Genomic DNA, 24009 nt, shown 5'->3' with positions numbered 1-24009 from the left:
GGAGACGGGATGCATCATGCCACACCGCTCATCAACACCATTGTCGGGGGTCTCGTCCTGGCATTCCTGCTTGGAATGTTGGCAAATCGATTACGCATTTCTCCTTTAGTCGGCTATTTGGCCGCTGGCGTCCTGGTCGGGCCTTTCACGCCGGGTTTCGTTGCCGATACCTCCCTGGCCCCTGAGCTGGCTGAGCTTGGCGTTATCCTTTTGATGTTCGGCGTTGGGCTGCACTTTTCCCTGAAAGATTTGATGTCGGTAAAGCATATCGCCATCCCGGGCGCTATCGCCCAGATTACGGTTGCCACTCTCCTGGGCATGCTGTTCTCGCGCTTTATGGACTGGCCGCTGCTGAATGGCCTGGTGTTTGGCCTGTGCCTTTCTACCGCCAGTACCGTGGTGTTGCTGCGGGCTCTGGAAGAACGCCAGCTGATTGACAGTCGACGCGGCCAGATAGCCATAGGCTGGCTAATTGTCGAAGACCTGGTCATGGTGCTGACCCTGGTCCTGATGCCGGCCTTTGGCGACATGCTGGGCAGCAACCAGGCTATTAGCCAGGAATTATGGACCGGGCTGGCAATCACCATCGGCAAGGTGGTCGCATTCATTACCCTGATGATAGTGGTCGGCAGGCGCGTGGTGCCCTGGGTACTGGCCAAGACCGCCAGCACCGGCTCGCGGGAATTGTTTACCCTGGCAGTGCTGGCGCTCGCCCTGGGGATAGCCTTTGGCGCGGTGGAACTGTTTGATGTCTCCTTTGCCCTGGGCGCATTTTTTGCGGGCGTCGTACTGAACGAGTCGGAGCTCAGCCATCGGGCGGCCCATGACACCCTGCCGCTGCGCGATGCCTTCGCCGTACTGTTCTTCGTATCGGTAGGCATGCTGTTTGATCCGATGATTCTTATCAAGGAACCGCTGGCGGTGCTGGGTACCCTGGCGATAATTCTTTTCGGTAAATCCGCGGCGGCGTTTATCTTCGTCAAGCTGTTCGGCCTGTCCAACCGTACCTCGCTGACAATCTCGGTCAGCCTGGCGCAAATCGGCGAATTTGCCTTTATCCTGGCGGGCCTGGGCATTTATCTGGGCATGCTGTCGGAACAGGGGCGCAACCTGGTCCTGGCTGGCGCCATCCTCTCGATCATGATTAACCCACTAATGTTTGCCCTGCTCGAGCGTTATCTGGCGCGAGACGATAACGACAGTGAAAAAGACCACGACAAGATCGAAGCTGAAGTCGCCCAGATACCGCTTGAAATCTGCCACCACGTACTGCTGGTGGGTTATGGCCGGGTCGGCAGCCTGATAGGTGCCAAACTCAATCAGGCCGGCGTGCCGATGGTGGTGGTGGAAAATACCCGTTCACGGGTGGATGCCTTGCGCGAACAGGGCATTAATGTCGTGCTGGGTAATGCCGCCAAGGCCGAAATCATGTCGCTGGCGAGACTGGACTGTGCCCGCTGGCTGCTGCTGACTATTCCCAATGGATTTGAAGCCGGTGAGATTGTCGCCCTGGCACGCGAAAAACGGCCTGACCTGAAAATCGTTGCCCGGGCCCATTACGATGATGAAGTTACCTACATTGCCGATCGCGGCGCCACCCAGGTGGTGATGGGAGAGCGGGAAATCGCCAACAGCATGATTGCCTTATTGCAGTTGGAGATGCAGGAGGCCCAACCCGAGTCCTGCCCGATTTGACAGTTTCCCCGCCCTGAATAAAGGGCGAGGTTCCCCCCAGCGCTCCTCAGCGCTCCCAATACGCCTCTTCCAGGCTGTCCTCGCGCTCAGGCAGGCCCCGCGTCAGTCTGGGTGAGTGCTGATTCAGGACCTGGTAACTGACGCGATTGGCATATTTGCACACCTGGGCCAGTGAGGAATAGGTCAGGAAAGAAGCCCGGTGCTTGGTAGAGTCAGGGAGTTGCTGGCGGTGATAAACATTGGCGGCAATATCATGCAGCACCGCCGCCAGAGCGCCATCCCCGGCGCCATTGGTATTCATTATCTTGCCCGGCCCGCCCATGTACGGCTTGATATGGGAATAAATTCGCTCTGGCTGTTCGCAGGCTTCCCGGCGCATCGCCCGACTGAATTCATGCCGGTTGAAAGCCGGCAATGCGCCATCGAGCAACGGATGCCGAGTTTCACGTTTCACGCCGGTATCGGCATAACCCGCCATATAAAGCCCATCGGGCCCGGCGGTGCATATCACCAGGTCAGTCCATGCCAGCGCGGCATCAGCCGCCGCCAGCGGTTCGGTACAGCCGGTAAGCGCGCAAGCCTCTTCTTCGTTCATCGCCAGGATAGTGACGTTTTCACGGATAAAATCCTGCCACCATTCCGGGCGGTCGGCGATTATCGCCTGGGTACCCAGGGTCAGTACTACTGGCACCTGGTATTTTTTGGCATAGGCTATCGCCACAAGCGTCGCATCCATAATGGGCTCGTAGGCAGTACAGCGCAGCAGATAAGCGGTTATCAGCAGCGCCGACGCACCGGCAACCACATCTTCAGGCACACATTCAGGCTTAAGCTGGTTCATATTGCCGGGGCTTATGGCAAACGTCCGCTCGCCGCTATCGCCAATCAGGGTAAAACAGCGCCCCATCGCCCCATCGGCCCCCTGCAGATAGTTCAGATCTACCCGGCTGGAGGTATTGCACAGATAGCGATATGCATGGCTGCCGATACTTATCGAACTGGACATCACCCCCAGCAGCATCGACCGGTCATCGGCCAGCACCGAGTAATTATGCAGGGTATTACCGACGGTGCCGCCGGCAAACTGATGCGTGATGCTGGCCTGCTCCATGAGTTCAAGATTCAACCGATCAGCGGCATCCGCATCCACCAGCATTGAATGTCCCACGCTGAGCCCATGACGGGCAAGAAAGGCATCATCAACCCTGGCCTCAATGTCCACCAGTGTTTGATCAATGCCAACGATATACGCCCCGGCGGCTTCATTTATCTCAGGTTCCGGCAGCGCCAGCGGATCGCGTTGGCTGACGGGAAAGTAATGCTTGGATTTACGTTTACCGGGAAATTTCATCGTACCTGTTCACTGACTAATTGACGGAAGAGTTCAATGTGTTTTGGTGAATCGTTGAGCGCCGGGATGTAATGGAAGGTTTCGCCGCCGGCGTGTTCAAATATCTCGCGGTTCTGGCCATTGATTTCTTCCAGCGTCTCCAGGCAATCGGACGAAAAGCCGGGACAAATGACCTGAATGTGCCTAACGCCGTCGGCCGGCAGGTTTTTCATCGTTTCATCGGTAAAGGGCGTCAGCCAGGGATCGCGGCCAAAGCGCGATTGGAACGTCATCATCACCTGCTGTTCAGGGAAATCCAAGGCCTGCACCAGCGCATCCCGGGTATCTTTGCAGCGCAGCGGATAGTCATCTCCCTCGGCTGCATAACGTACCGGGATGCCGTGAAACGACAGCAATAGACGGTCAGGCTTGCCGTGACGTTCGAACGACTGCTCGATAGAATGCTTAAGCGCGGCGATATAGGCCGGATGCTCTGCGTAATCGCGGATGTAATTGATCGAAGGCAGGCGCCGGTAGCCGATGAGGATACGCGCTACCGCATCCCAGATAGCAGCGCTGGTGGAACAGGAATACTGGGGATAAAGCGGCAGTATGATAAGTTTGGTCACGCCCTGCTCAAGCAAGCGGCCAACGGCGTCCGGCAAGGACGGTTTGCCATAACTCATGGCCAGCTCTACCGCCATATCCGGCAGACAGTCGGCCAGCGCTTTACGCTGTCGTTTGCTGAAGACCATCAGGGGCGAGCCTTCGTCCATCCATACGCTCTGATACAGCTTGGCGACCCGGGGTGAACGCAACGGCAGGATGGCACCGTTCAATATCGGCCACCATAATGCCCTCGGCGTATCCACCACCCGCCTGTCACTGAGAAATTCGGCCAGATAACGTTTCACTGCCTTGGATGTGGGTGCTTCAGGCGTTCCCAGATTGACCATCAGGACACCGTATTTTTCCTGACTCATGAATCCTTTTCCCTTCAGTTACTCTTGTTATTCTTGGCCCTGGCCGACGCCATGAGGACTGTCCGCACAGGTTGGATAAGCTATTGTAGCTGAAAAGGGATATATGAGAACCCTTATCATAAAGGGGACAGATGATGAACGATCGGGTGAGGTAAGGAAGGGAGACGATGTTATCTGGCCTTGAGACCCGCCGCGCTGAGGATGGCAACCATGGACTGCCTCAACGCCGCGGGGTGGCGTGACATTATTAACCGAGGATTTTGGCCAGTTCCTGGTTGATTTCAGTTACCTTACGGGTGCCGTCGATATTAAAATAACGGGTATTGCCCGCTTGCGCTTCTTTTTTGTAATAGTCAACCAGCGGCGCGGTCTGCTGATGGTATTCCACCAGCCGTTTGCGTACCGTCTCTTCCTGATCATCTTTACGGGTGGTCAGCGGCTCGCCGGTCACGTCATCCTTGTTTTCTTCACGGGGCGGATTGAATTTGACATGGTATACCCGGCCCGATGGCGCATGGACTCGGCGGCCGACGATGCGATCGACGATCAAGGCATCAGGTACATCGAATTCAAGCACGTAATCTGCATTGATGGCCGCGTCCTTCATGGCATCAGCCTGAGGAATTGTGCGCGGGAATCCGTCCAGCAGGAAACCGTTACGACAATCTTGCTGAGTAATGCGTTCTTTAACCAGCGCAATAACCAGATCGTCGGTGACCAGCTTACCGGCATCCATGATTTCCTTGGCTTTTTTGCCCAGATCGGATTCCGCTTTCACCGCAGCGCGCAACATGTCGCCGGTTGAAATCTGCGGAATACCGTACTTTTCCTTAATAAACTGAGCCTGAGTGCCCTTACCAGCGCCCGGAGCGCCCAGCAGAATGATACGCATTGCGTAAATCCCCTTGCTAATCTTGGAGTGTAATAAAAGGTAGAAAACGACAAACCATACCATTTTCGGGCATGATCCCTCAAGGAACCGGCGCAAGGAGTGACTCACAGAGCTCGCTTTCAGATAAAACCCGCCGATTTGTCCGGGAATCGGCCGGCATGGTCCCTACGCTGACCATGCCGGCTTACACCCTTAAGCCGTTAGCAGTTGATTCATCCGGCGGATGAACTGGTTGGGATCCTCAAGCGTACCGCGTTCAGCCAGCAGCGCTTGATCCATAAGCAGTTCGATCCATTCGCCGAACCCGGCGTCATCACTGACATCAGCCGCTCTTTTCACCAGTTGATGATCGGGATTCAACTCGAATATGTACTTGATCTCCGGCGCAGCCTGTCCAGCAGCGGCAAACAGCTTCGCCATCTGGGTAGTCATATCATTGGCATCGGTGGTGACGATAGCCGGGGTATCGGTAAGGCGATGCGTCAGGCGGACTTCTTTAACCCGGTCGCCCAGGAACGTTTTGACACGCTCTACAAATGGCTCAAGCGCTTTTTCAGCGTCTTTCTGCTCTTCGGTTTCTTCATCAGCCAGTTTATCCAGGGATTCATCGGCTTTACTGACGGACTGGAAGGATTTGCCTTCGTATTCGGTCAGGTAGCTCATCATCCATTCGTCGATGCGATCGGACAGCAGCAGGACTTCGATGCCCTTTTTACGCAGCAGTTCCAGATGGGGGCTGCTCTTCGCCGCCGCATAGCTGTCTGCGGTAATGTAATAGATTTTTTCCTGGCCTTCGACCATGCGTGCGATATAGTCATCCAGCGATACGGTCTGGACTGAGCTGTCGGACCGCGTCGTGGCAAAGCGTAACAGCTTGGCAATGCTGGCGCTGTTGGCGGTATCTTCGCCGGGGCCTTCTTTCAGCACCAGGCCGAACTGCTGCCAGAAGGTCTGATACTCTTCGGCACTGTCTCTAGCCAATTTTTCCAGCATTTGCAGCGCACGCTTGGTCAGGGCGCTTTTCAGATTCTGGGTCACTCGGCTGTCCTGCAGAATCTCACGGGATACGTTTAAAGGCAGATCATTGGAATCAATCAGGCCTTTGACGAACCGCAGGTAGTTGGGCATGAACTGCTCAGCTTCGTCCATGATAAACACGCGCTGCACGTACAGTTTCAGGCCGTGTTTATGATCGCGATTCCACATATCCCAAGGCGCCTGGGAGGGGATATACAGCAGACTGGTATATTCCTGCTTGCCTTCGACCCGGTTATGGCTCCAGATCAGCGGATCGCTGAAGTCGTGGGACAGGTGCTTATAAAACTCGTGGTATTCTTCATCGCTGATTTCCCCTTTGCTGCGGGTCCACAGCGCCTGGGCTTTGTTGATTTTTTCCCAGGTAACGGTTTCTTCAGCTTCGTCGCCTTCGCCCTCTGTAGAGCGGGTTTCCACTTCTACCGGCAGTGCAATATGGTCGGAATATTTACTGATAACACTCTTCAGGCGCCAGTCGTCAAGGAACTCATCTTCGCCTTCACGCATGTGCAGGGTAATTTCTGTGCCGCGATCGGCTTTGGAAATATCGGCGATCGTGTAATCGCCCTCACCGGCGGACTCCCAATAGACACCGGCATCCGCCGGGGCACCGGCAGCGCGCGTGCGCACGGTGACCTTATCGGCAACGATAAATGCCGAATAGAAACCGACGCCGAACTGGCCGATTAGCTGGCTGTCTTTGACGTCATCGGAGCCCATTGACTCCAGGAACGCCTTGGTGCCGGATTTGGCGATAGTCCCCAGATTATCGATCACTTCGTCACGGCTCATACCAATACCGTTATCGCTGAGGGTCAAAGTCCGCTTTTCTTTATCAAGAGACAGGCGGACACGGAGTTCTCCGTCGCCTTCATACAGTTCAGGCTTCGATAAGGCGCGAAAACGCAGTTTATCCGCGGCATCTGAGGCGTTGGAAATCAGTTCACGAACGAATATCTCTTTATTGGAATAAAGTGAGTGGATCATCAACTGCAGCAATTGTTTGACTTCAGACTGGAATCCGCGGGTTTCTTGTCCTTTCATACTCATACTTACCTCAATCCAGATAGCGATTATTCAAGCGGGTTAAATACAACATTGATAGACAGATGGGGGTAAGCGGCAGGTTTTTCAAGGGAAGAAAGCCGGCAACCGGCGAAAAAAAAAGTCCAAAAGCAGGCGGCGGCCCGGCAAGCCACTGCCGGGCGCCGGACCACCATCAGTCAGGACTTTATCGGATGCCGACCCGCCAGGGAATGGGAAAGCGTGGTGCCGTCAACCATTTCAAGCTCTCCACCGACCGGTACGCCGTGAGCGATACGGCTGGCGAGGATAGCATAATGGGCGCACATCTCGGCAATATAGTTGGCAGTGGCCTCGCCCTCAACCGTGGGGTTGGTAGCCAGAATAACCTCATCGATCTCTTCGCCGCCTAGCCTTTCCTGCAACCGTCCAAGGCCGATATCATCAGGGCCGATGCCGTCCAGAGGCGACAGATGTCCCATCAGCACGAAATAGCGCCCGGCGTACTGGCCGGTCTGTTCGATAGCATTGATGTCGGCCGGGCTTTCCACAACGCATATTTGCCGCGTCTTCTGACGGCGCGGATTGGCGCAGATGGTGCAGATCTCCTGCTCGGTAAACGTGCGGCAGTCTGCACAATGGCCGATTTCAGACATGGCCCGGGTTAACGCCTGGGCCAGCCGCATACCGCCGCTGCGGTCACGCTGCAGCAGATGGAATACCATGCGCTGCGCCGATTTCGGACCAACGCCGGGCAGGCAGCGCAACGCCTCCGTCAGCGCTTCAAGCAGTGGACTGGTTTGCATCAGAACGGCATTTTAAAGCCAGGAGGAAGCTGCATTCCGCTGGAAACGGACGCCATTTTTTCCTTCTGCGTTTCGGCGATGCGGCGGGCCGCGTCATTGAAAGCCGCTGCGATCAGATCTTCCAGCATGTCCTTGTCATCTTCCAGCAGGCTGGGATCCACTTCAACCCGGCGACAGTTGTGCGCACCGTTAATGGTGACTTTTACCAGACCGGCACCGGATTCGCCGGTCACTTCCAGCTGTGCGATCTCTTCCTGCATCTGCTGCATTTTTTCCTGCATCTGCTGGGCCTGTTTCATCAGGTTACCCATTCCGCCTTTACCAAACATAATCGTCTCTCTCTATTGCATCAGGCCGCAGCCGCCATCGGGGCCGGTAATGCGGCGGTTAAGTTAAACAGGCCGGATACTGTCTTCATCCAGCACAGCATCAAAGAAACGCTGCAGCGTCTGGATATGCGAATCCGCATTTATCGCCAGACGCGCCTGTAATAATTTTTCTTCATATATAGCCTGGCGCCACTCAAGGGGCGTGCGCAGAGCCGGATTATCGTCTTCTGTCACGCTAAGCTCAACCGGCGCACCCAGCTCGACCGCCAGGGCATTACCGAGTGTTTCCCGGGCGGAGTCGGAATTCAAATGCCGCTGAGCACTGCGCAGATGCAAACATACCTTGCCGGGAGCCAAGTCCTCACGGGCCGCATTCAGCGCCAGCTGCTGCACCAACTTTGGTATTTTCATCCGGCTGACCTGGGCCGCCCAGGGATCGCGCAGTATAGCTTCCTCTGCCAGTCTTGCCGACAGCTCCGGGGTTTTTTCATGCTCCAGAGCGGTACGCAGCGCTTTCGGCGTAGTCACCGGCTCGGCCACCGCCTGGGGCTGGACACTGGCGCGCCAGCGGTAGGCATCAGGCTTGGCGGGCTTCGGTGCGGTGCCAGCATGACCGGACGACTGGCTGCGCTGCTGGGCGCGTTCCCCTACCGAGGCCAGGCGTTCAAGCGGACTGCCTGCGTTACCGGGCTTGACCGGCGTTGAAGCCGGATCATCCTTTTTTGCTTTATGCTGCTCCTGGCGGCTCAGCAGGGCCGAGCGTGCCTGCAACAGTTTAGCCGTCGCGTCGGGTAATGGCTGCACAGGTTCAGTCGGCTCAGGAATGCGCTCGTTGTCATCCTGGGACATCATGCGCGCCCACTCATCAGCATAGTCGCCATTTTCCTGACGGTCTGCTGCAGGGCCAGCAAGAGTAGCGTCCGCCTGGGGATAATCGTGAAATGTATCCTCGGCGTCCTGCGGCGCATCAGGCATAGCCAAAGCGACATTATCCTCGGCAGCTGGATCCTCGGCAGTTGGCCTATTATCGGTTTTTTGCCAACGCGCCTTTGCGGTGGCAGGGGAATCGACCGGCGGCGGCAAAGAGGTTTTCGCCGCTTTAGGCGACGCCATTTCTGCCGCCTTCAGGGCATCGGCTGTCCTTAATGCGCCGGCCTCTGCGGTACGGGGAGCGGCCTTTACCCGAGCCTGGGAAGAGGCCTCCAGCTGGCGTCTGGCATTGGCTACCCCCTGCGGAGGGACTGCGGCTAAAGCGGCCGGCGAATTAAATTCGCCCCTGGATTGATTCAGACCCGGGTTTTCAGCCGTTTTTTTTTCCCCGTCGGCCGCTGGCGCATCCGGCGCATCGTCGATTAACCGCGGATGAAAGGCCAGCGCACGCAACAGCGTCATTTCCACGCCCATTCGCCTGTCCGGCGCAAACGGCAGTTCTTTACGGCCGACCAGCAGCGTCTGATAGTAGAGCTGCAGATCCGCCGGCGGGATCGTCCTTGCCAGCTCCCGCAGACGCGGAGCGATGGCAGAGTCTTCTTCAGCCGACAGGGCGTCGGCCAGCAGTTGACCCATGGCGATGCGATGAAGCAGGGTCAGCATTTCGACCAGCAGCGTTTCCCAGTCGGTGCCGCGCGAGGCCGCCTCGGCAAGCCTGGCCATCATTTGGTTGCCGTCGGCGGCCACCATCGCTTCAATCAGCGCCAGCGGCTGTTCGCTGTCCAGGGTGCCCAGCATATCGCTGACGGCGGCGGTGCTCACCTGCCCCTGGCCGATAGCGATGGCCTGGTCGGTCAGGCTCAAGGCATCACGCATACTGCCGTCGGCGGCACGCGCCAGCAGCTGTAGCGCCCGGGGCTCGCTGTTTATCTTCTCTGCGCCCAGGACATGTTCAAGCTGGCCGCGAATCTGGCCGACATCCAGCGCTTTGAGATGAAATTGCAGGCAGCGTGACAGAATGGTCACCGGTAATTTTTGCGGATCGGTGGTGGCCAGTAAAAATTTAACATGGGAAGGCGGTTCTTCGAGCGTTTTAAGCAAGGCGTTAAAACTGTGACGCGAAAGCATGTGCACTTCGTCTATCAGGTAAACCTTGAAGCGACCCCGCGCCGGTGCGTACTGCACATTGTCCAGCAGATCGCGGGTGTCTTCGACTTTGGTACGCGAAGCGGCGTCTATTTCTATCAGGTCGACAAACCGGCCCTGCTCTATCTCACGGCAATTATCGCAATGCCCGCAGGGGGTAGCGGTAATGCCGGTTTCACAGTTGAGCCCCTTGGCCAGCAGCCGGGCAATGGTCGTTTTACCCACCCCGCGGGTGCCCGAAAGTAAATAGGCGTGATGTATCCTGCCTAGTGAAAGGCCATTAGCCAGTGCCGTCAGAACATGTTCCTGGCCAACCACCTGGGAAAACGTCTGGGGACGCCACTTACGGGCAAGAACCTGATAGCTCATGAGTCGCGCAAAAGTCGGGAAAACAGAAGGTCATGCTACCACAGCCCCGCACCGAAGCGCGAGGCGGATATCGTCAATGACCTGGGAACACCAACAGGCTGTAACTGGTTACTTCCATGGTATTGAGCAAGGCTTCACCACCCAGGTCCGCCAGGTTAATCACGAAGGCCGCATCGTGCACCTCGCCGCCCAACCGGCGGATAAGTTTTACCGTGGCACCGATAGTACCGCCGGTAGCCAGCAGGTCATCGACCACCAGCACTTTATCGCTTGGATTAATAGAAGCGGTATGGATTTCAAGGCGATCTGAGCCGTATTCCAAATCATAGCTTTCGCTCAGCGTCTCACGGGGCAGTTTGCCGGGTTTGCGCACCGGTACAAACGCGACGCCCAGAGCAAGCGCTACCGGCGCGCCGAACAGGAACCCTCTGGCCTCGGTGCCCACGACCTTGGTAATGCCTTTATCACGATAATGACTTACCAGCAGTTCAATGCTGGCGGCATAGGCAAGCGGGGTTTCGAGCAAACCGGTCACATCACGAAACAGGATACCCGGCTTGGGGTAGTCGGGAACGCTGATGATGCTGTTTTTGATCATATCGTATTGTTGATCTGTTGGGGTCATCATAGTTATGCCTGGTCATTCAGATAAATATTATCTACAGGGATCGGCGATGGCGTCAGGATAAAAAACTGATTTTAGTGCCGACCACACATGAAAGCGCACAAATCTATGCAAACTGGCAGGGAAATGCAATAACCACAGCGGTCTCATTCATGATTTTGTTGGGCAGCGTTAACGATAGGCAAACGCCACATCATCACTAACAACGCCAGCAGCATTAATCCTAAAATACACCGTACCCAGAGAATTTTCACTACCCACAGTGATACGCCAAAGCTCAGCAGAATAACGATAACCGCTTTTGTCTTGGCGCCTGGCGGTAATGCCCGAAACTGCTGCCAGTGTCTGAGATAGGGACCAAACCAGGACCTGTGCAGCAGCCAGGCGTGAAAACGCGGCGATGAGCGGGCAAAGCACCAGGCAGCCAGCAACAGGAATGGCGTGGTTGGCAACAGCGGCAATACCACGCCCAGCGTGGCAAGGATGACCGACAGCCATCCCAGGGTGATTAAAAATATACGGTACATAGCCCCTCTTGGGTAACCGTGCAGCACGGGGCGCAGAGCAAACATGGCGCCGATGGCAGTTTGTACTTCTAATGATAGCCTTCAGAAAGGTATCATCGGGCATAAGCCTTAATTTGTCATTGACTTCAGGTAGACATCACGTGCAGCCATCCAGGTTTATTACCACCCTTAGCCAGCAGTTTTCCACCCTGGCCCAGCGGGTTCAAGAAGCAAAATCCACCCTCGTCGCGCAATCCCGCTTTGACCGGCGACTGTTTCACAGTCGGGGAAACAGACTCGAAGACTACCTTGACGAGTGTGGCGAAACGCTGCAGAAGTTATCCCAGGCTGCCGGACATAATCAGACAGAGCAAGTGGCCTGGCTGGCGCCAAGGCTGGTCGATCAGATGACCGCCCTGGCCCGAGAACTTGCCACCCTTGAATTGCGCAATAACCTCCCATCGGCCCCGGAACCGGTCGATGACTATAGCCGACTGGCTGAGCATCAGGATTATGAGCGCCGCCTGAAAGGGATGATCCAGGATCGCGAGAGCCTCCTGCTCTCCTGTAACGACATGGCCAGAGCCCAGCAATTGCAGCAGGAAATCGCCGCCCTTGAAGGAAGACTGACGCGATGCAGGCAGGCGCTGGCACGAATAGAGCGGAAAATCGAGAAGCGGGAGAATGGTCTTTAAGTTACGGGACGGCAGAAATCACCACAACTACACTTATTATTACTGAATCACCATTAAGCATGTTAATAATCTCATCTATACTCTCTTTTTTGCTTATCGTGCCTTTGGCATGCCGGAGAGTTCCGTGGTATTGGAAGATGAATCACCCGCAGTTAAGTTGGCTGTGGATTTGATTATGCTGCTGGAAAGTAATGAAGTGGAACCGGAAGTGGTGCTGGACGCCATTGAAATCGTGAAAAAAGATTACCAGTCCAAACTGCGCCGTTCCAATCAAACGGAATAGCACGCCCCGGCTGCGGGGCTGGTATTCTCTCAGGTGTGCTCGTTTCTCAGATTGGGGCTGAGGTTGAGGGTATCAACCAGCGTCATCACCAGAGCACGCGATTCCTTTTCCAGATCATAGGTATCAGGCAGAAACAGCCAATTCTCCATCAGGCCCGAAATACAGCCCCTGATAACGATCGCCGCCCGCCGGCAGTGCAGGTTTGCCGGTAACTGATTAAACGAAATGCATCTGTTAAGCGTTTCCTCTATACGCGAATAGCAATCCCCATACAGTGTTTTCCGTACATTGGCAAACAGCGCCATTTCTCCGACATACTCACATTTGTGATAGACAATTTCCATCAGAGCACGCCAATCTCTGTCCGAAACAGTGCTGTTCAGAATGTAAATCAATGTCTCTGTAAGCACGTATAGTGGATCCGAAGGATATTTTGTCTGATACTCTGACTCGAATGCCGTAATCCGGGCATCAGCGACCTGCCAAATCTCATTAAACAGGTCGAATTTATTTTTAAAATGCCAATAGATAGCACCACGAGTGACGCCTGCCACAGTGGCGATATCGCTGAGCGAAGTGGCTGCGACACCCCGCTCGGAGAAAAGATGAACCGCAGCATTAATAATATCTTGACGCGTTTCCAGCGCCTGTTCTTTGGTTTTTCGTGCCATAAGGTGATTTTGGGCAGCGTTTAGAGTTACATACATTCGTGAATGTATGTAACATAGCATATTCGGTCGTATTGCGCAGCAATCGGTTTTAGGGCTTGTGATCAGTTGATCAATTTTTTTCAAATCGGACTCTTGAGGTTTACATATGAACAAAAACAGAGGGATTTTGCCTCTGGCAGCCGTTCTGATGCTTTCTGGCAGTTTTGTTATTGCAGGATGTGATAATAAACAAGCGGGTCAGACAGGCGCTCAGCAACAGGCACCGGAAGTAAGTGTGGTGACGATAAAAAAAGAATCCTTGAATGTCACCACTGATTTGCCCGGTCGCACTGCCGCTTTTCGTATTGCAGAGGTCCGTCCTCAGGTCAGCGGTATTATCCTGAAGCGCAACTTCGTGGAAGGGGCTGATGTCGAAGCAGGCAGCTCGCTTTACCAGATTGATCCAGCTACCTATAAAGCATCTTACGATAGCGCCAAAGGCGACCTGGCCCAGGCCGAAGCCAATGCCGGCATTGCCCGCGTTACCGTAGATCGTTATAAAAAACTGATTTCCACCAATTACGTCAGTAAACAGGATTATGACCAGGCAGTAGCAACCATGCGCCAGAATGATGCTGCTGTGTTGGCAGCAAAGGCTTCGGTTGAAACCGCCCGGATAAATCTTGCCTATACCCGCGTTCAGGCACCCATCAGCGGCCGCATCGGCAAATCAGCCTTTACTGAAGGCGCACTGGTCTCCAATGGCCAGGCAGACGCCATGGCGACCATTCAGCAACTGGATCCGATTTATGTAGATGTTACCCAATCCAGCAATGAATTCTTGCGTCTCAAGGAAGAGCTGGAAAAAGGCACCATGAAGCAGAAAGACGGTAAAGCCACCGTCCGCCTGCTGACGGAAGACGGCAAAGAATTCCAGCAGACCGGTACCCTTGAGTTTTCTGATGTCACCGTCGATGAAACTACCGGCTCCATTACGCTGCGCGCTATATTCCCCAACCCGCAGCACAGCCTGCTGCCAGGCATGTTCGTGCGTGCCCGTCTTGAGGAGGGGATCAACGACAGTGCCATCCTGGTTCCTCAGCAGGGTATTACCCGCACCCCGCGTGGTGAAGCCACTGCCATGATCGTGGGTCAGGACAATAAAGTAGCCGTTCATATACTGACTGCCCAGCAGGCGATAGGCGATAAATGGCTTGTCACCGCCGGCCTGAAGGAAGGTGACCGCGTCATCGTATCAGGTCTGCAGAAAGTCAAACCAGGCGTTCAGGTAAACGCTCGAGAAATGACCGAAGAACAGAAAAAACCGGAACAACCTCAGCCTGAAAACGCCAGTAAGTCTTAATAGGAACGGGTAAACGACATGGCTAAGTATTTTATCGATCGACCCATATTCGCCTGGGTGATTGCCATTATCATCATGCTTGCCGGTGCGCTTTCAATTATGAAATTGCCCATCGAGCAGTATCCGGCAATTGCACCGCCGTCTATCCAGGTGACCGCTTCCTATCCGGGGGCCGATGCCACTACATTGCAAGACAGTGTAACCCAGGTCATTGAACAGAACATGAACGGCATAGATCATTTGATGTATATGTCGTCAAGCAGTGACTCTTCAGGTACCGCTATCATTACCCTGACCTTCGAGTCAGGCACCAACCCGGATATCGCCCAGGTACAGGTACAGAATAAACTGCAGCTGGCGATGCCGCTGTTGCCGCAGGATGTTCAGCAGCAAGGTGTGCAGGTGCAGAAATCCAGCGCCAGCTTCCTGATGGTGGCGGGCTTTATCAGCAGCGACCCAACCATGACCCAGCAGGATATCGCTGACTATGTGGGTTCCAACATCAAAGATCCGCTGAGCCGTGCTGAAGGGGTGGGTGAAGTACAGCTGTTTGGCGCCCAATACGCGATGCGTATCTGGATGGATCCGAACAAGCTTAATAACTTCAAACTGACGCCGGTGGATGTCATCAGCGCTCTGACGGTACAGAACAATCAGGTCGCGGCGGGACAATTGGGCGGTACTCCGCCAATACCAGGACAGCAGCTCAACTCTTCGATTATTCTGCAAACCCGTCTGAAGACCACTGAAGAGTTCGGTAATATCCTGTTGAAAGTGAATCAGGACGGTTCGCAGGTCAGGGTTAAAGATATCGCCAAGGTTGAGCTTGGCGGCGAGAGCTATGACATCATTGCGCGCTTTAACGGCCGTCCGGCGGCCGGCCTGGGTATCAAACTGGCCACCGGCGCCAATGCCCTGGATACCGCAGCGGCGGTGAAGGCAGATCTCAAAAGCCTTCAGGAGAATTTCCCCACCGGCCTGAGCGTAGTTTATCCGTATGACACTACGCCCTTCGTTACCATCTCGATTAACGAAGTGGTCAAAACGCTGGTAGAAGCCATCATCCTGGTGTTCCTGGTGATGTATCTGTTTTTGCAGAACTTCCGCGCCACGCTTATCCCGACCATCGCGGTGCCGGTGGTACTGCTGGGCACCTTTGCGGTGCTAGGGGCGTTCGGCTACTCGATCAACACCTTGACCATGTTCGCCTGCGTACTGGCCATCGGCCTGTTGGTGGATGATGCCATCGTGGTGGTGGAAAACGTCGAGCGCGTCATGGCGGAGGAGGGCCTCAGTCCGCTGGAAGCAACGCGTAAATCCATGGGACAGATTCAGGGTGCGTTGATCGGTATCGCCCTGGTGCTGTCGGCGGTGTTTGTGCCAATGGCGTTCTTTGGCGGCTCAACCGGCGCCATTTATCGACAGTTCTCCATTACCATTGTTTCCGCCATGGTACTGTCGGTCGTCGTCGCATTGATTCTGACTCCGGCACTTTGCGCCACACTGCTTAAACCGCTTAAAGAGGGTCATCAGGCCCAGACCACCGGTTTCTTTGGCTGGTTCAACAAAAAGTTTGATCAGAGTACTCATCATTACACCGATAGCGTCGGCCATATCCTTAACAGCACCGGCCGTTACCTGATTATATACCTGCTGATCGTGGTTGGTATGGCACTGCTGTTCCTGCGCCTGCCTTCTTCGTTCCTGCCGGAAGAAGATCAGGGGGTATTTCTGACCATGGCGCAGTTGCCGGTCGGAGCGACCCAGGAACGGACACAGAAAGTGCTCGACGAGGTTACCGATTATTACCTGACCAAGGAAAAGGCGAATGTCGAATCAGTCTTTACCGTTAACGGCTTTGGCTTTGTCGGCCGCGGCCAGAATACCGGTATTGCCTTCGTCAGCCTGAAAAACTGGGATGAGCGCAGCAGCGCCGAAAATAAGGTGCCGGCCATATCAGCCAGAGCCAACCAGCACTTCGCCGCCATCAAAGACAGTATCGTCATGGCGTTCAACCTGCCGGCGATTGTCGAACTGGGTACGGCGACCGGCTTTGACTTTGAACTTATCGATGAGAACAACCTGGGTCATCAGAAGTTGACCGAAGCGCGTAACCAACTGCTGGGCATGGTTGCCCAACATCCGGATCTACTGGTGGGTGTACGTCCAAACGGACTTGAAGACACGCCGCAGTACAAGCTGGATGTCGATCATGAAAAAGCACAGGCGCTGGGGGTGTCGCTGTCTGATATCAACACCACTATCGCTGCGGCAGTCGGCGGCAGCTATGTGAATGACTTTATCGATCGCGGTCGAGTGAAAAAGGTGTATGTGCAAGGCGATGCGCAATACCGCATGCTGCCACAGGACATCAATAACTGGTTTGTCCGCGGCTCTGACAATCAGATGGTCCCACTTTCCGCAATATCAAGCGCGCGCTGGGAATACGGTTCACCACGTCTGGAACGCTATAACGGCCTGCCGTCAATGCAGATCCAGGGTGAGGCCGCGCACGGCAAGAGCACCGGTGAAGCGATGGCGATGATGGAACAGCTGGTCGCCAAGTTGCCTGCCGGCATCAGTTACGAGTGGACCGGCATGTCATACCAGGAGCGGTTGTCGGGCAACCAGGCCCCTGCCCTGTATGCCATATCGCTTATCGTGGTATTCCTCTGTCTGGCGGCGTTATACGAAAGCTGGTCAATACCTTTCTCGGTCATGCTGGTGGTACCGCTGGGTGTGGTCGGCGCTCTGCTCGCCGCGACGCTGCGCGGGCTGAATAATGACGTCTACTTCCAGGTAGGGCTATTGACCACAATCGGGCTATCGGCTAAAAACGCCATCCTAATCGTTGAGTTCGCCAAAGACCTGATGGATAAAGAAGGCAAGGGTCTTATCGAGGCGACGATGGATGCGGTCCGCATGCGTCTGCGTCCGATCCTGATGACCTCACTGGCCTTCATCCTCGGTGTGTTGCCGCTGGCCATCAGCACCGGCGCAGGGTCTGGCTCCCAGAATGCCGTAGGGACCGGGGTAATGGGAGGGATGCTTACCGCAACCGTACTGGCCCTGTTCTTTGTACCGGTGTTCTTTGTCGTGGTTCGTCGGCGCTTCGGCAAGAAAACCGACCAGGATGGGCACCGCGCACACGCCGAACCGCAGGTAGACTTGAGCAAGCACTAAGCTCTCCTGCAATCCTACTGTTAAAAAGCCGCGCAAGCGGCTTTTTTTATCGCTGTCGCTGGCGAAAAGGCTTTCATGCGTCGAGGTTGAAACCGGCGAAGGAATATCGCATAATAGATATATTATAACATAACAGAGAGGCTATTATGAAAGAGGGTATCCACCCTGACTACCGACTGGTGGTATTCCATGACACTACCGCTGATGCCTGGTTCAAAGTAGGTTCGACCATTAGTACCGATCGTACCGTGGAATTCGAAGGTCAAACCTATCCATACGTCACGATTGAAGTGTCGTCAAAATCTCATCCCTACTATACCGGTAAGCAGAGAACCCTGACCAAAGACGGCAGCACCGCTCGTTTCAATCAGCGTTTTGGCCGCTTTCTTGGCAATAAGCAATCATCCTGAGGATTTATTCTGATGCAGGTATTGAGTTCATTGAAATCGGCTAAAACCCGGCATAAAGATTGTAAAGTGGTTCGTCGCCGGGGCCGTATATATGTCATCTGCAAAACCAATCCGCGTTTCAAAGCGGTGCAGGGCCGTAAGAAGAAACGCTGAAGCAGATTAAAACAGGGCCCAAGGGCCCTTTTTTAATGAGGTCGATTTATTTCATGGTGGCAATAAGGGTATCTACATTATGTTTGAAAGCCGCTGCATAGGTTGTCGCCGGTCCATCTTGCTTAGACAGCGCTTCCGGGTAAAGCTCGCCACCTGGCTGGGCACCGCTGGCGGCGGCAATCTGTTTTACCAGTCGAGGGTCGGTTTGGTTTTCAATAAAGTAGGTCTTGATGCCCTGCTGCTTGATTTGGGTAATCAATGCCGCCACCTGGCTGGCGCTGGCTTCGGATTCGGTTGAGAATCCTACCGGGGCCAAAAATTCTACCCCATACTCGGCACCAAAATAGCCAAACGCATCATGACTGGTCAATACTTTGCGTGTCGCTGGACTGACCTGGCTGAACGCCTGTTTCGCCCAGCTATCCAGTTTTTCCAGTTGCTGGATATAGGCGCCGCCGCGCTGACGGAAATACGGTGCATCCTGCGGATCGGCGGCTATCAAGGCATTCATGACATTACGCGCATAAATAGCCCCATTTTTAGCGCTGTTCCAGGCATGGGGGTCGGTCACTGTCTTTCCGTCTTCTTCCATTTTCCGGCTATCGATGCCATCAGAGGCGACAATCACTTTACCTTTATAGCCAGATGCCGTGACCAACCGGTCGAGCCAGCCTTCCAGGCCCAGGCCACTGACAAACACCACATCCGCGCCGGCTATCGCCTTGCTATCCTTGGGACTGGGTTCAAAGCTATGAGGATCACCATCCGGGCCTACCAGGATAGTGACGGTAACATGGTCACCGCCCACCTGTTTGACGATATCCCCCAGGACAGAAAAACTGGCGACCGTGGTAACGGTATTGGCCAGGGCGGCAGGACTTGCGGCGATCATGACGATTGCCAGCGAGGCTGATAAAGATTTCATTTAACGTTCTCCATAATGACTGACCTCGCGGCGTTTGCGTAGCCATACCGCTATACCGCCGCGAGGACCAAATACCACTGAAAAAAAGAAAGCCAGACTCGCGCTGAGCACAATGGACGGCCCGGCCGGCAGCGAGGCATAGAATGACCAGACAAGACCGGCCCAGGCACTGAGAAAGCCGATAGCAGCGGCAATCAGCAATATCAGCGGCAAGCGACCTGACCAGCAGCGGGCCGCTACCGCCGGCAGCATCATCAGCCCGACCGACATCAGCGTGCCCAGTATCTGGAAGCCGGCAACCAGGTTCAGGACCACCAGACCCAGGAACAGGCCATGAATCAGTCTTGGATAGCCGCGCCGATTTACCCGCAGGAAAGCACCATCGAAAGCTTCAATCACCAGGGCCCGATACAACAGCGCCAGCATCAATAGAGTGAAGCCGGCAATTAGCCCGATACACTCCATGGCCTCGCCGTCTACCGCCAAAATCGATCCGAACAGCACGTGCAGCAAATCCACACTTGATCCTTTCAAGGACACCAGCGTCACCCCCAATGCCAGCGAACCGAGATAAAACCCGGCAAAACTGGCATCTTCTTTGAGCGGCGTCAGCGTGGTAACCCATCCAGACAGCAGCGCTACCAGCAACCCGGCGACAAAGCCGCCGATGCCCATCGCCAGCAGCGACATACCGGAAAGCAGATAACCTATAGCCACACCAGGTAAAATGGCATGGGAAAGCGCATCGCCGACTAGACTCATTCGCCGCAGTAAAAGGAATACGCCTAACGGAGTGGTACTGACCGTCAGTGCCAGACAGGAAATCAGCGCCCTTCGCATGAAGCCGAAGGAGGCGAATGGGGTAATTAAGTCATGCAGGATCATGATGCACCTGGCAGCATCGGGGAACCCGCCAACGACATTGCCGGGTCAACCCAGGCGCGGGGAATCACTTCGCGGGTGTCGCCCCAGCGGATATCGGATGACCCCAGGCACAGCGTGTGCGGGAAATGCTGCTGGACCAGTTCCAGGTTGTGCAGCACGACAATCAGCGTCCGACCTTCTGCATGCAGCTGTTTTATGACGTCCATCAGCAAGCTGCAGGTTTCCCCATCGATGCCGGTAAAGGGTTCGTCAAGCAACATCAATGGCGCATCCTGTACCAGCAATCGGGCAAACATAAGCCGCTGGAATTGGCCGCCAGACAATGCCTCAATCGGTTGACGCTGTATCGAAGTCAGCCCCACCCGCTCAATTGCCTGATGTATCCGCTGCCGAGCGATACGATTGATAGAGCGGAGAAATCCGATTTTTGGCCAGCATCCCATGGCCGCGACATCCAGCACATTGACCGGGAATTGCCGGTCGATTTCGGCCTGTTGCGGCAGATAGCCAATGTGCGGTTTAGCGCGCTCTGCAAACATGAGCTCACCAGCCAACGGCGGTAACAGCCCAGCGATGGTTTTGAGCAGGGTAGATTTACCGGTACCGTTTGCACCGATAATAGCGGTGAGACTATGGGGTTCAAACCTGCCGCTCACCGGCGAAACAACCGGTTTCCCTTGATGGCCGATGACTACATTATTTAAGGTAATCATGGCAGTAAATTAGCCCACTGGATTGACAGCCACAGCAGAGCGACGATGAAAGCAGCGCACAACAGGCGTTGCCAGGAGGCGGCCATCAGCAGGTTGAATCGCTGCAGGCGGCAAAAAAACGTTGAAATAACAGGCATGAGAAAACATCGCATAAAATGATATAAGATAACATAACACTCATTTCTGCTTTTGAGAATCGCTTTTTAGGCTAAATCAGCAATCGCGCATTACTGTATAATCTGAACCTGCAATAATGAATAAAATGAGTTAAAAAGTTAATGGTGACCAGATCGCCACATAAATGACTCTTTTTTTTCTTCGGCTGGTCTGCTAATTTTATTATGTGGCTTGATGAAATCAGGTTGATTTATTTCATCAGGCGTTTAGAGGCCTGCCCCTACCCTGCAATGGGTGTTATGCAGATTACAGACAAATTGCGTTACGTTTTGCATTTCATTCATTCTGTCTCATTATCTGAGATCAATACTGTAAGTTAATGTAAGCGCATAGTGTCAAACGACGGAGATTATCCTATCTTTATAATAGGATGTGGAAGCAAGCAGGGCTATCTGCATACCCTTCTTGAACACGTCTTCAGTACAGCAATTAGTTCATGGTCAGGAGGGCTGATATGGATGAGTATTCACCCAAACGTCACGATATTGCACAACTCAAATTCCTGTGTGAAAATCTCTATGACGAAGGCATAGCCAGTCTTGGCGATAGTTATCACGGCTGGGTAAATGATCCGACTTCCATCACCAATTTGCAATTGAATGAACTCATTGAGCACATAGCCTCATTTATTGTAAGTTTTAAACTGAAACACCATAATGATAATGAACTCACTGATCAGGTTGAAACCTTTTTAGATGATACTTTTACCCTGTTCAGTAGCTACGGTATCAACAATTTCGATATCCAGAGATGGCGAACCAGCCGCTCTCGTTTATTCGGAACATTCTCAGAGACTGAACTCTGTACGACTTGAACAATGTATGACAAATTCGACATCTGTTTAAATACTTAAGGCCAAGATGAAAAAGATAGATTATTTAATGCGCTTACGTAAATGCAGGACCATGGAAACCCTTGAGCGCGTCATTGAAAAAAACAAATATGAACTGTCTGACGATGAGCTGGAGATATTTAATTCAGCTGCAGATCATCGTCTGGCAGAACTCACTATGAACAAGCTATATGATAAAGTACCGGTATCCGTCTGGAAGTATGTGCGTTAATCATTAGAGACGCGCAATTGATGTTTGCAACATCATAGGCAATGATACTTTATATCCCTTACAACTTTTCAGTTTCAAGCGATAGGGCTGTTCACCGCCTTATGAAAACCCCGAGCCGATAACCTGAAGGATCTCATTGCCATTGGGCCAAGGTGGCGTATACCGTTCAGGGTACCTTGGGGTTTATAGCCAAACGCTATTGTTAATTGAAGTGAGTAATAGTCATCTCGCTCTTTTATACCAAGATAGGGTGAATGACTTATTAGTGTTACCACGAGATGGGAAGTTCGTGCTGCAAAATTTAAGCGCAAGGTTGATTGGCCGTTATTTTCCACCCAAACCTGAGTAGCAAAGCGCATGCAGCATTACCCTGAAATGGTGGAGGCCCTGCCAGCGACATCCCGGCACACACATCCTCTGCTGCGGCTGCTTCCTTCCGGACCTGACCGAGTTTACAAAGTAGTATTGCGGGAGCACCAACAGGGCCTCCATTGACGGCTCAGTTTCCTGAGCGCGTGGCATTATCAATGATGGGGGGGTGAATTGCAAGCTGGCGCCGATTGAATGCTGGATTATTGGCCTGTTGGCGCCAGACGGCCCCCCTGTTCTATAGGGCGGGTGTTGTGACAGAATAACCGCTATGAACATCACCTTTGCAAGGCATATGAAAGAACAACAACAGACCGACTCCTTTCGCCAGCGTGTTTTCCATATTCTAGCGGCTATTCCTCCAGGTCGACTGATGACTTATGGACTGGTCGCAACCTTGGCTGGCTCGCCTCGTGCTGCCCGGCAGGTAGGAGGCATCCTTAAACGCTTACCAGAAGGTTCACTGCTCCCTTGGCACCGTGTCGTCAATCGCCAGGGAAGGATTTCCCTGCAGGGAGAAGATTTCAAACGCCAGCAGTCAGCATTACGCGCTGAAGGCGTATTGATTGACCCATCTGGCTGTATCGAACTGAGCAACTATCTTTGGCGGGGGGAATGAATCACGTATCGCCCGCCGGATGTCGCGGGCGATACGCCAGGTTATTCACTCATGCGTCATAGCTGGGTCGGCGCAGGTGCGGTCTGGTATGGCGTTACCTGGGTCGGAGAGGTAGACGGCACGGTAGTCGCCGGGCGCGTCTGGGTCGGCACCGCTACAGACGGTACGGGCACCAGTACCAGATCATGACGAGTAGCGCCATTGTTCACCGCGGTTTTCACTTCTTCGGTAATAAACGTGATACGGCCGTCGATGGTGATTGCCGCACTCAGCAGGATACGCGCATTAGGCTGGATATCCGCCGGATTGAACGGCAGTACAAAGCTGAATGGCGCCTGCTTGCCCTCGGTACGGACCACGCGCTGGGAAATGACTTTTGAGGGCGTATCGGCTACTGACGCGTCAGAAAGCGTAACGGTTAAAACAGCATCGGGCGGCAGCGCAATGCGCTGGCGTATATTGACTGTACCTGAAACGGAAGGCTGCGCTATCGCTGCCTGCTGAACCGGGGTGCCGGGCGCTTTGAACGCAGGAGTCGCTACATCCGCACTCTTATCCGCACATCCTGCCAGTGTGACCCCCAGGGCTACACCGCCAACAATTTGCCAGAGTTTCATGTTTGCTTCCTCTTTTTATTATTTCTTGAAAACCATTCACAGCAATACGGTGTGAAAGCGGTGAATTCATGGTGGCAACCCACCTGATGTTTTAAGGATGGCACAGCTTGGCGATATTTTCCTGCCTGAGATCTGAACTTTTTATGCTTTTTAGGAGTTTGCCCTGGCTGCAGGGTACTGATATGCGATAATAAAGCTAAAAAAAAAGGGCGGATTTCCGCCCCTTCGAGATAA

Annotated in this window: 24 protein-coding genes and 1 other RNA gene; 10 read left to right on the top strand and 15 right to left on the bottom strand. The window is 54.0% G+C overall.

Annotated features, from left to right (window positions below; translation table 11 throughout):
• Positions 1-9 precede the first annotated feature (9 nt).
• Positions 10-1695, top strand: coding sequence for a YbaL family putative K(+) efflux transporter (ybaL, locus tag EDC52_RS14900; RefSeq protein ID WP_131866240.1), 1686 nt, complete (start codon positions 10-12; stop codon positions 1693-1695).
• 46 nt (positions 1696-1741) lie between these two features.
• Here ybaL and EDC52_RS14895 read toward each other — a convergent pair whose 3' ends face one another.
• The 9 genes from EDC52_RS14895 to EDC52_RS14855 form a co-directional block, all read right to left on the bottom strand.
• Positions 1742-3046, bottom strand: a complete 1305-nt coding sequence (locus EDC52_RS14895; protein WP_131866238.1) for an inosine/guanosine kinase — start codon at positions 3044-3046, stop codon at positions 1742-1744.
• A complete protein-coding gene (gene hemH, locus EDC52_RS14890; RefSeq protein WP_131866236.1) occupies positions 3043-4008 on the bottom strand; it encodes a ferrochelatase in 966 nt (321 codons plus the stop codon). The genes EDC52_RS14895 and hemH overlap by 4 nt, the downstream gene beginning before the upstream one ends.
• Positions 4009-4255: 247 nt before the next feature.
• Positions 4256-4900, bottom strand: a complete 645-nt coding sequence (adk, locus tag EDC52_RS14885) for an adenylate kinase (RefSeq protein WP_131866234.1) — start codon at positions 4898-4900, stop codon at positions 4256-4258.
• 192 nt (positions 4901-5092) lie between these two features.
• Positions 5093-6979, bottom strand: a complete 1887-nt coding sequence (htpG, locus tag EDC52_RS14880) for a molecular chaperone HtpG (RefSeq protein ID WP_165911729.1) — start codon at positions 6977-6979, stop codon at positions 5093-5095.
• A gap of 179 nt (positions 6980-7158) precedes the next feature.
• Positions 7159-7764 carry a recombination mediator RecR gene (gene recR / locus EDC52_RS14875; RefSeq protein WP_131866230.1) on the bottom strand — a complete coding sequence of 202 codons (606 nt, stop codon included), beginning with the start codon at positions 7762-7764 and terminating at the stop codon, positions 7159-7161.
• The gene (locus tag EDC52_RS14870) at positions 7764-8093 is read right to left on the bottom strand and encodes a YbaB/EbfC family nucleoid-associated protein (RefSeq protein WP_131866228.1); all 330 of its coding nucleotides are present in this window, start codon (positions 8091-8093) and stop codon (positions 7764-7766) included. The genes recR and EDC52_RS14870 overlap by 1 nt, the downstream gene beginning before the upstream one ends.
• A 63-nt stretch (positions 8094-8156) precedes the next feature.
• Positions 8157-10538: a DNA polymerase III subunit gamma/tau gene (gene dnaX, locus EDC52_RS14865; RefSeq protein ID WP_131866226.1), complete on the bottom strand. Its 2382-nt coding sequence runs from the start codon at positions 10536-10538 to the stop codon at positions 8157-8159.
• Between the two features lie 73 nt (positions 10539-10611).
• Positions 10612-11163, bottom strand: a complete 552-nt coding sequence (gene apt, locus EDC52_RS14860) for an adenine phosphoribosyltransferase (RefSeq protein ID WP_131866322.1) — start codon at positions 11161-11163, stop codon at positions 10612-10614.
• 146 nt (positions 11164-11309) lie between these two features.
• On the bottom strand, positions 11310-11690 hold the full coding sequence (locus EDC52_RS14855) for a DUF454 family protein (protein WP_131866224.1): 381 nt from the start codon (positions 11688-11690) through the stop codon (positions 11310-11312).
• 140 nt (positions 11691-11830) lie between these two features.
• Here EDC52_RS14855 and priC point away from each other — a divergent pair, with 140 nt between their 5' ends.
• Both priC and EDC52_RS14845 read left to right on the top strand, forming a co-directional pair.
• Positions 11831-12364, top strand: coding sequence for a primosomal replication protein PriC (priC, locus tag EDC52_RS14850; protein ID WP_230468066.1), 534 nt, complete (start codon positions 11831-11833; stop codon positions 12362-12364).
• Positions 12365-12488: 124 nt separating this feature from the next.
• Positions 12489-12647, top strand: a complete 159-nt coding sequence (locus tag EDC52_RS14845; protein ID WP_131866320.1) for a DUF2496 domain-containing protein — start codon at positions 12489-12491, stop codon at positions 12645-12647.
• Positions 12648-12676: 29 nt separating this feature from the next.
• Here EDC52_RS14845 and acrR read toward each other — a convergent pair whose 3' ends face one another.
• Positions 12677-13318, bottom strand: a complete 642-nt coding sequence (acrR, locus tag EDC52_RS14840; RefSeq protein ID WP_131866318.1) for a multidrug efflux transporter transcriptional repressor AcrR — start codon at positions 13316-13318, stop codon at positions 12677-12679.
• Between the two features lie 145 nt (positions 13319-13463).
• On the opposite strand from acrR, the gene EDC52_RS14835 reads away from it, so the two are divergent.
• The 4 genes from EDC52_RS14835 (at position 13464) to ykgO (ending at position 18406) form a co-directional block, all read left to right on the top strand.
• On the top strand, positions 13464-14660 hold the full coding sequence (locus EDC52_RS14835; protein WP_131866220.1) for an efflux RND transporter periplasmic adaptor subunit: 1197 nt from the start codon (positions 13464-13466) through the stop codon (positions 14658-14660).
• 18 nt (positions 14661-14678) lie between these two features.
• Entirely contained in the window at positions 14679-17843 is a 3165-nt protein-coding gene (locus EDC52_RS14830) for an efflux RND transporter permease subunit (protein WP_131866218.1), read from the top strand.
• A 146-nt stretch (positions 17844-17989) separates the two neighbouring features.
• Positions 17990-18253: a type B 50S ribosomal protein L31 gene (locus EDC52_RS14825; RefSeq protein ID WP_131866216.1), complete on the top strand. Its 264-nt coding sequence runs from the start codon at positions 17990-17992 to the stop codon at positions 18251-18253.
• A 12-nt stretch (positions 18254-18265) separates the two neighbouring features.
• Positions 18266-18406 carry a type B 50S ribosomal protein L36 gene (gene ykgO / locus EDC52_RS14820; protein ID WP_131866214.1) on the top strand — a complete coding sequence of 47 codons (141 nt, stop codon included), beginning with the start codon at positions 18266-18268 and terminating at the stop codon, positions 18404-18406.
• Positions 18407-18452: 46 nt separating this feature from the next.
• Here the strand turns inward: ykgO and EDC52_RS14815 are convergent, their stop codons facing one another.
• From EDC52_RS14815 to EDC52_RS14805, 3 genes are read right to left on the bottom strand one after another with little or no spacing between them, the layout of a single operon-like run.
• Positions 18453-19331, bottom strand: a complete 879-nt coding sequence (locus tag EDC52_RS14815) for a metal ABC transporter substrate-binding protein (protein WP_131866212.1) — start codon at positions 19329-19331, stop codon at positions 18453-18455.
• The gene (locus EDC52_RS14810) at positions 19332-20219 is read right to left on the bottom strand and encodes a metal ABC transporter permease (RefSeq protein ID WP_407924220.1); all 888 of its coding nucleotides are present in this window, start codon (positions 20217-20219) and stop codon (positions 19332-19334) included.
• Positions 20213-20929, bottom strand: coding sequence for a metal ABC transporter ATP-binding protein (locus tag EDC52_RS14805; protein ID WP_131866208.1), 717 nt, complete (start codon positions 20927-20929; stop codon positions 20213-20215). Before EDC52_RS14805 ends, EDC52_RS14810 begins: the two co-directional genes overlap by 7 nt.
• 631 nt (positions 20930-21560) lie before the next feature.
• Here EDC52_RS14805 and tomB point away from each other — a divergent pair.
• Positions 21561-21920, top strand: coding sequence for an Hha toxicity modulator TomB (tomB, locus tag EDC52_RS14800; RefSeq protein WP_131866206.1), 360 nt, complete (start codon positions 21561-21563; stop codon positions 21918-21920).
• A gap of 46 nt (positions 21921-21966) precedes the next feature.
• The gene (locus EDC52_RS14795; protein ID WP_131866204.1) at positions 21967-22170 is read left to right on the top strand and encodes an HHA domain-containing protein; all 204 of its coding nucleotides are present in this window, start codon (positions 21967-21969) and stop codon (positions 22168-22170) included.
• A gap of 385 nt (positions 22171-22555) precedes the next feature.
• Here the strand turns inward: EDC52_RS14795 and ffs are convergent.
• Positions 22556-22652, bottom strand: an RNA gene (gene ffs, locus EDC52_RS14790) — signal recognition particle sRNA small type.
• Between the two features lie 158 nt (positions 22653-22810).
• Between ffs and EDC52_RS14785 the strand changes: the two genes are divergently transcribed.
• Entirely contained in the window at positions 22811-23158 is a 348-nt protein-coding gene (locus EDC52_RS14785) for an MGMT family protein (protein WP_165911728.1), read from the top strand.
• Between the two features lie 56 nt (positions 23159-23214).
• Here EDC52_RS14785 and EDC52_RS14780 read toward each other — a convergent pair whose 3' ends face one another.
• Positions 23215-23775 carry a YbaY family lipoprotein gene (locus EDC52_RS14780; RefSeq protein ID WP_131866202.1) on the bottom strand — a complete coding sequence of 187 codons (561 nt, stop codon included), beginning with the start codon at positions 23773-23775 and terminating at the stop codon, positions 23215-23217.
• Between the last annotated feature and the right edge of the window lie 234 nt (positions 23776-24009).

This window comes from Biostraticola tofi (assembly GCF_004343195.1).
Lineage (GTDB): Bacteria > Pseudomonadota > Gammaproteobacteria > Enterobacterales > Enterobacteriaceae > Biostraticola > Biostraticola tofi.
This window is presented reverse-complemented; position numbering and strand designations above follow the sequence as displayed.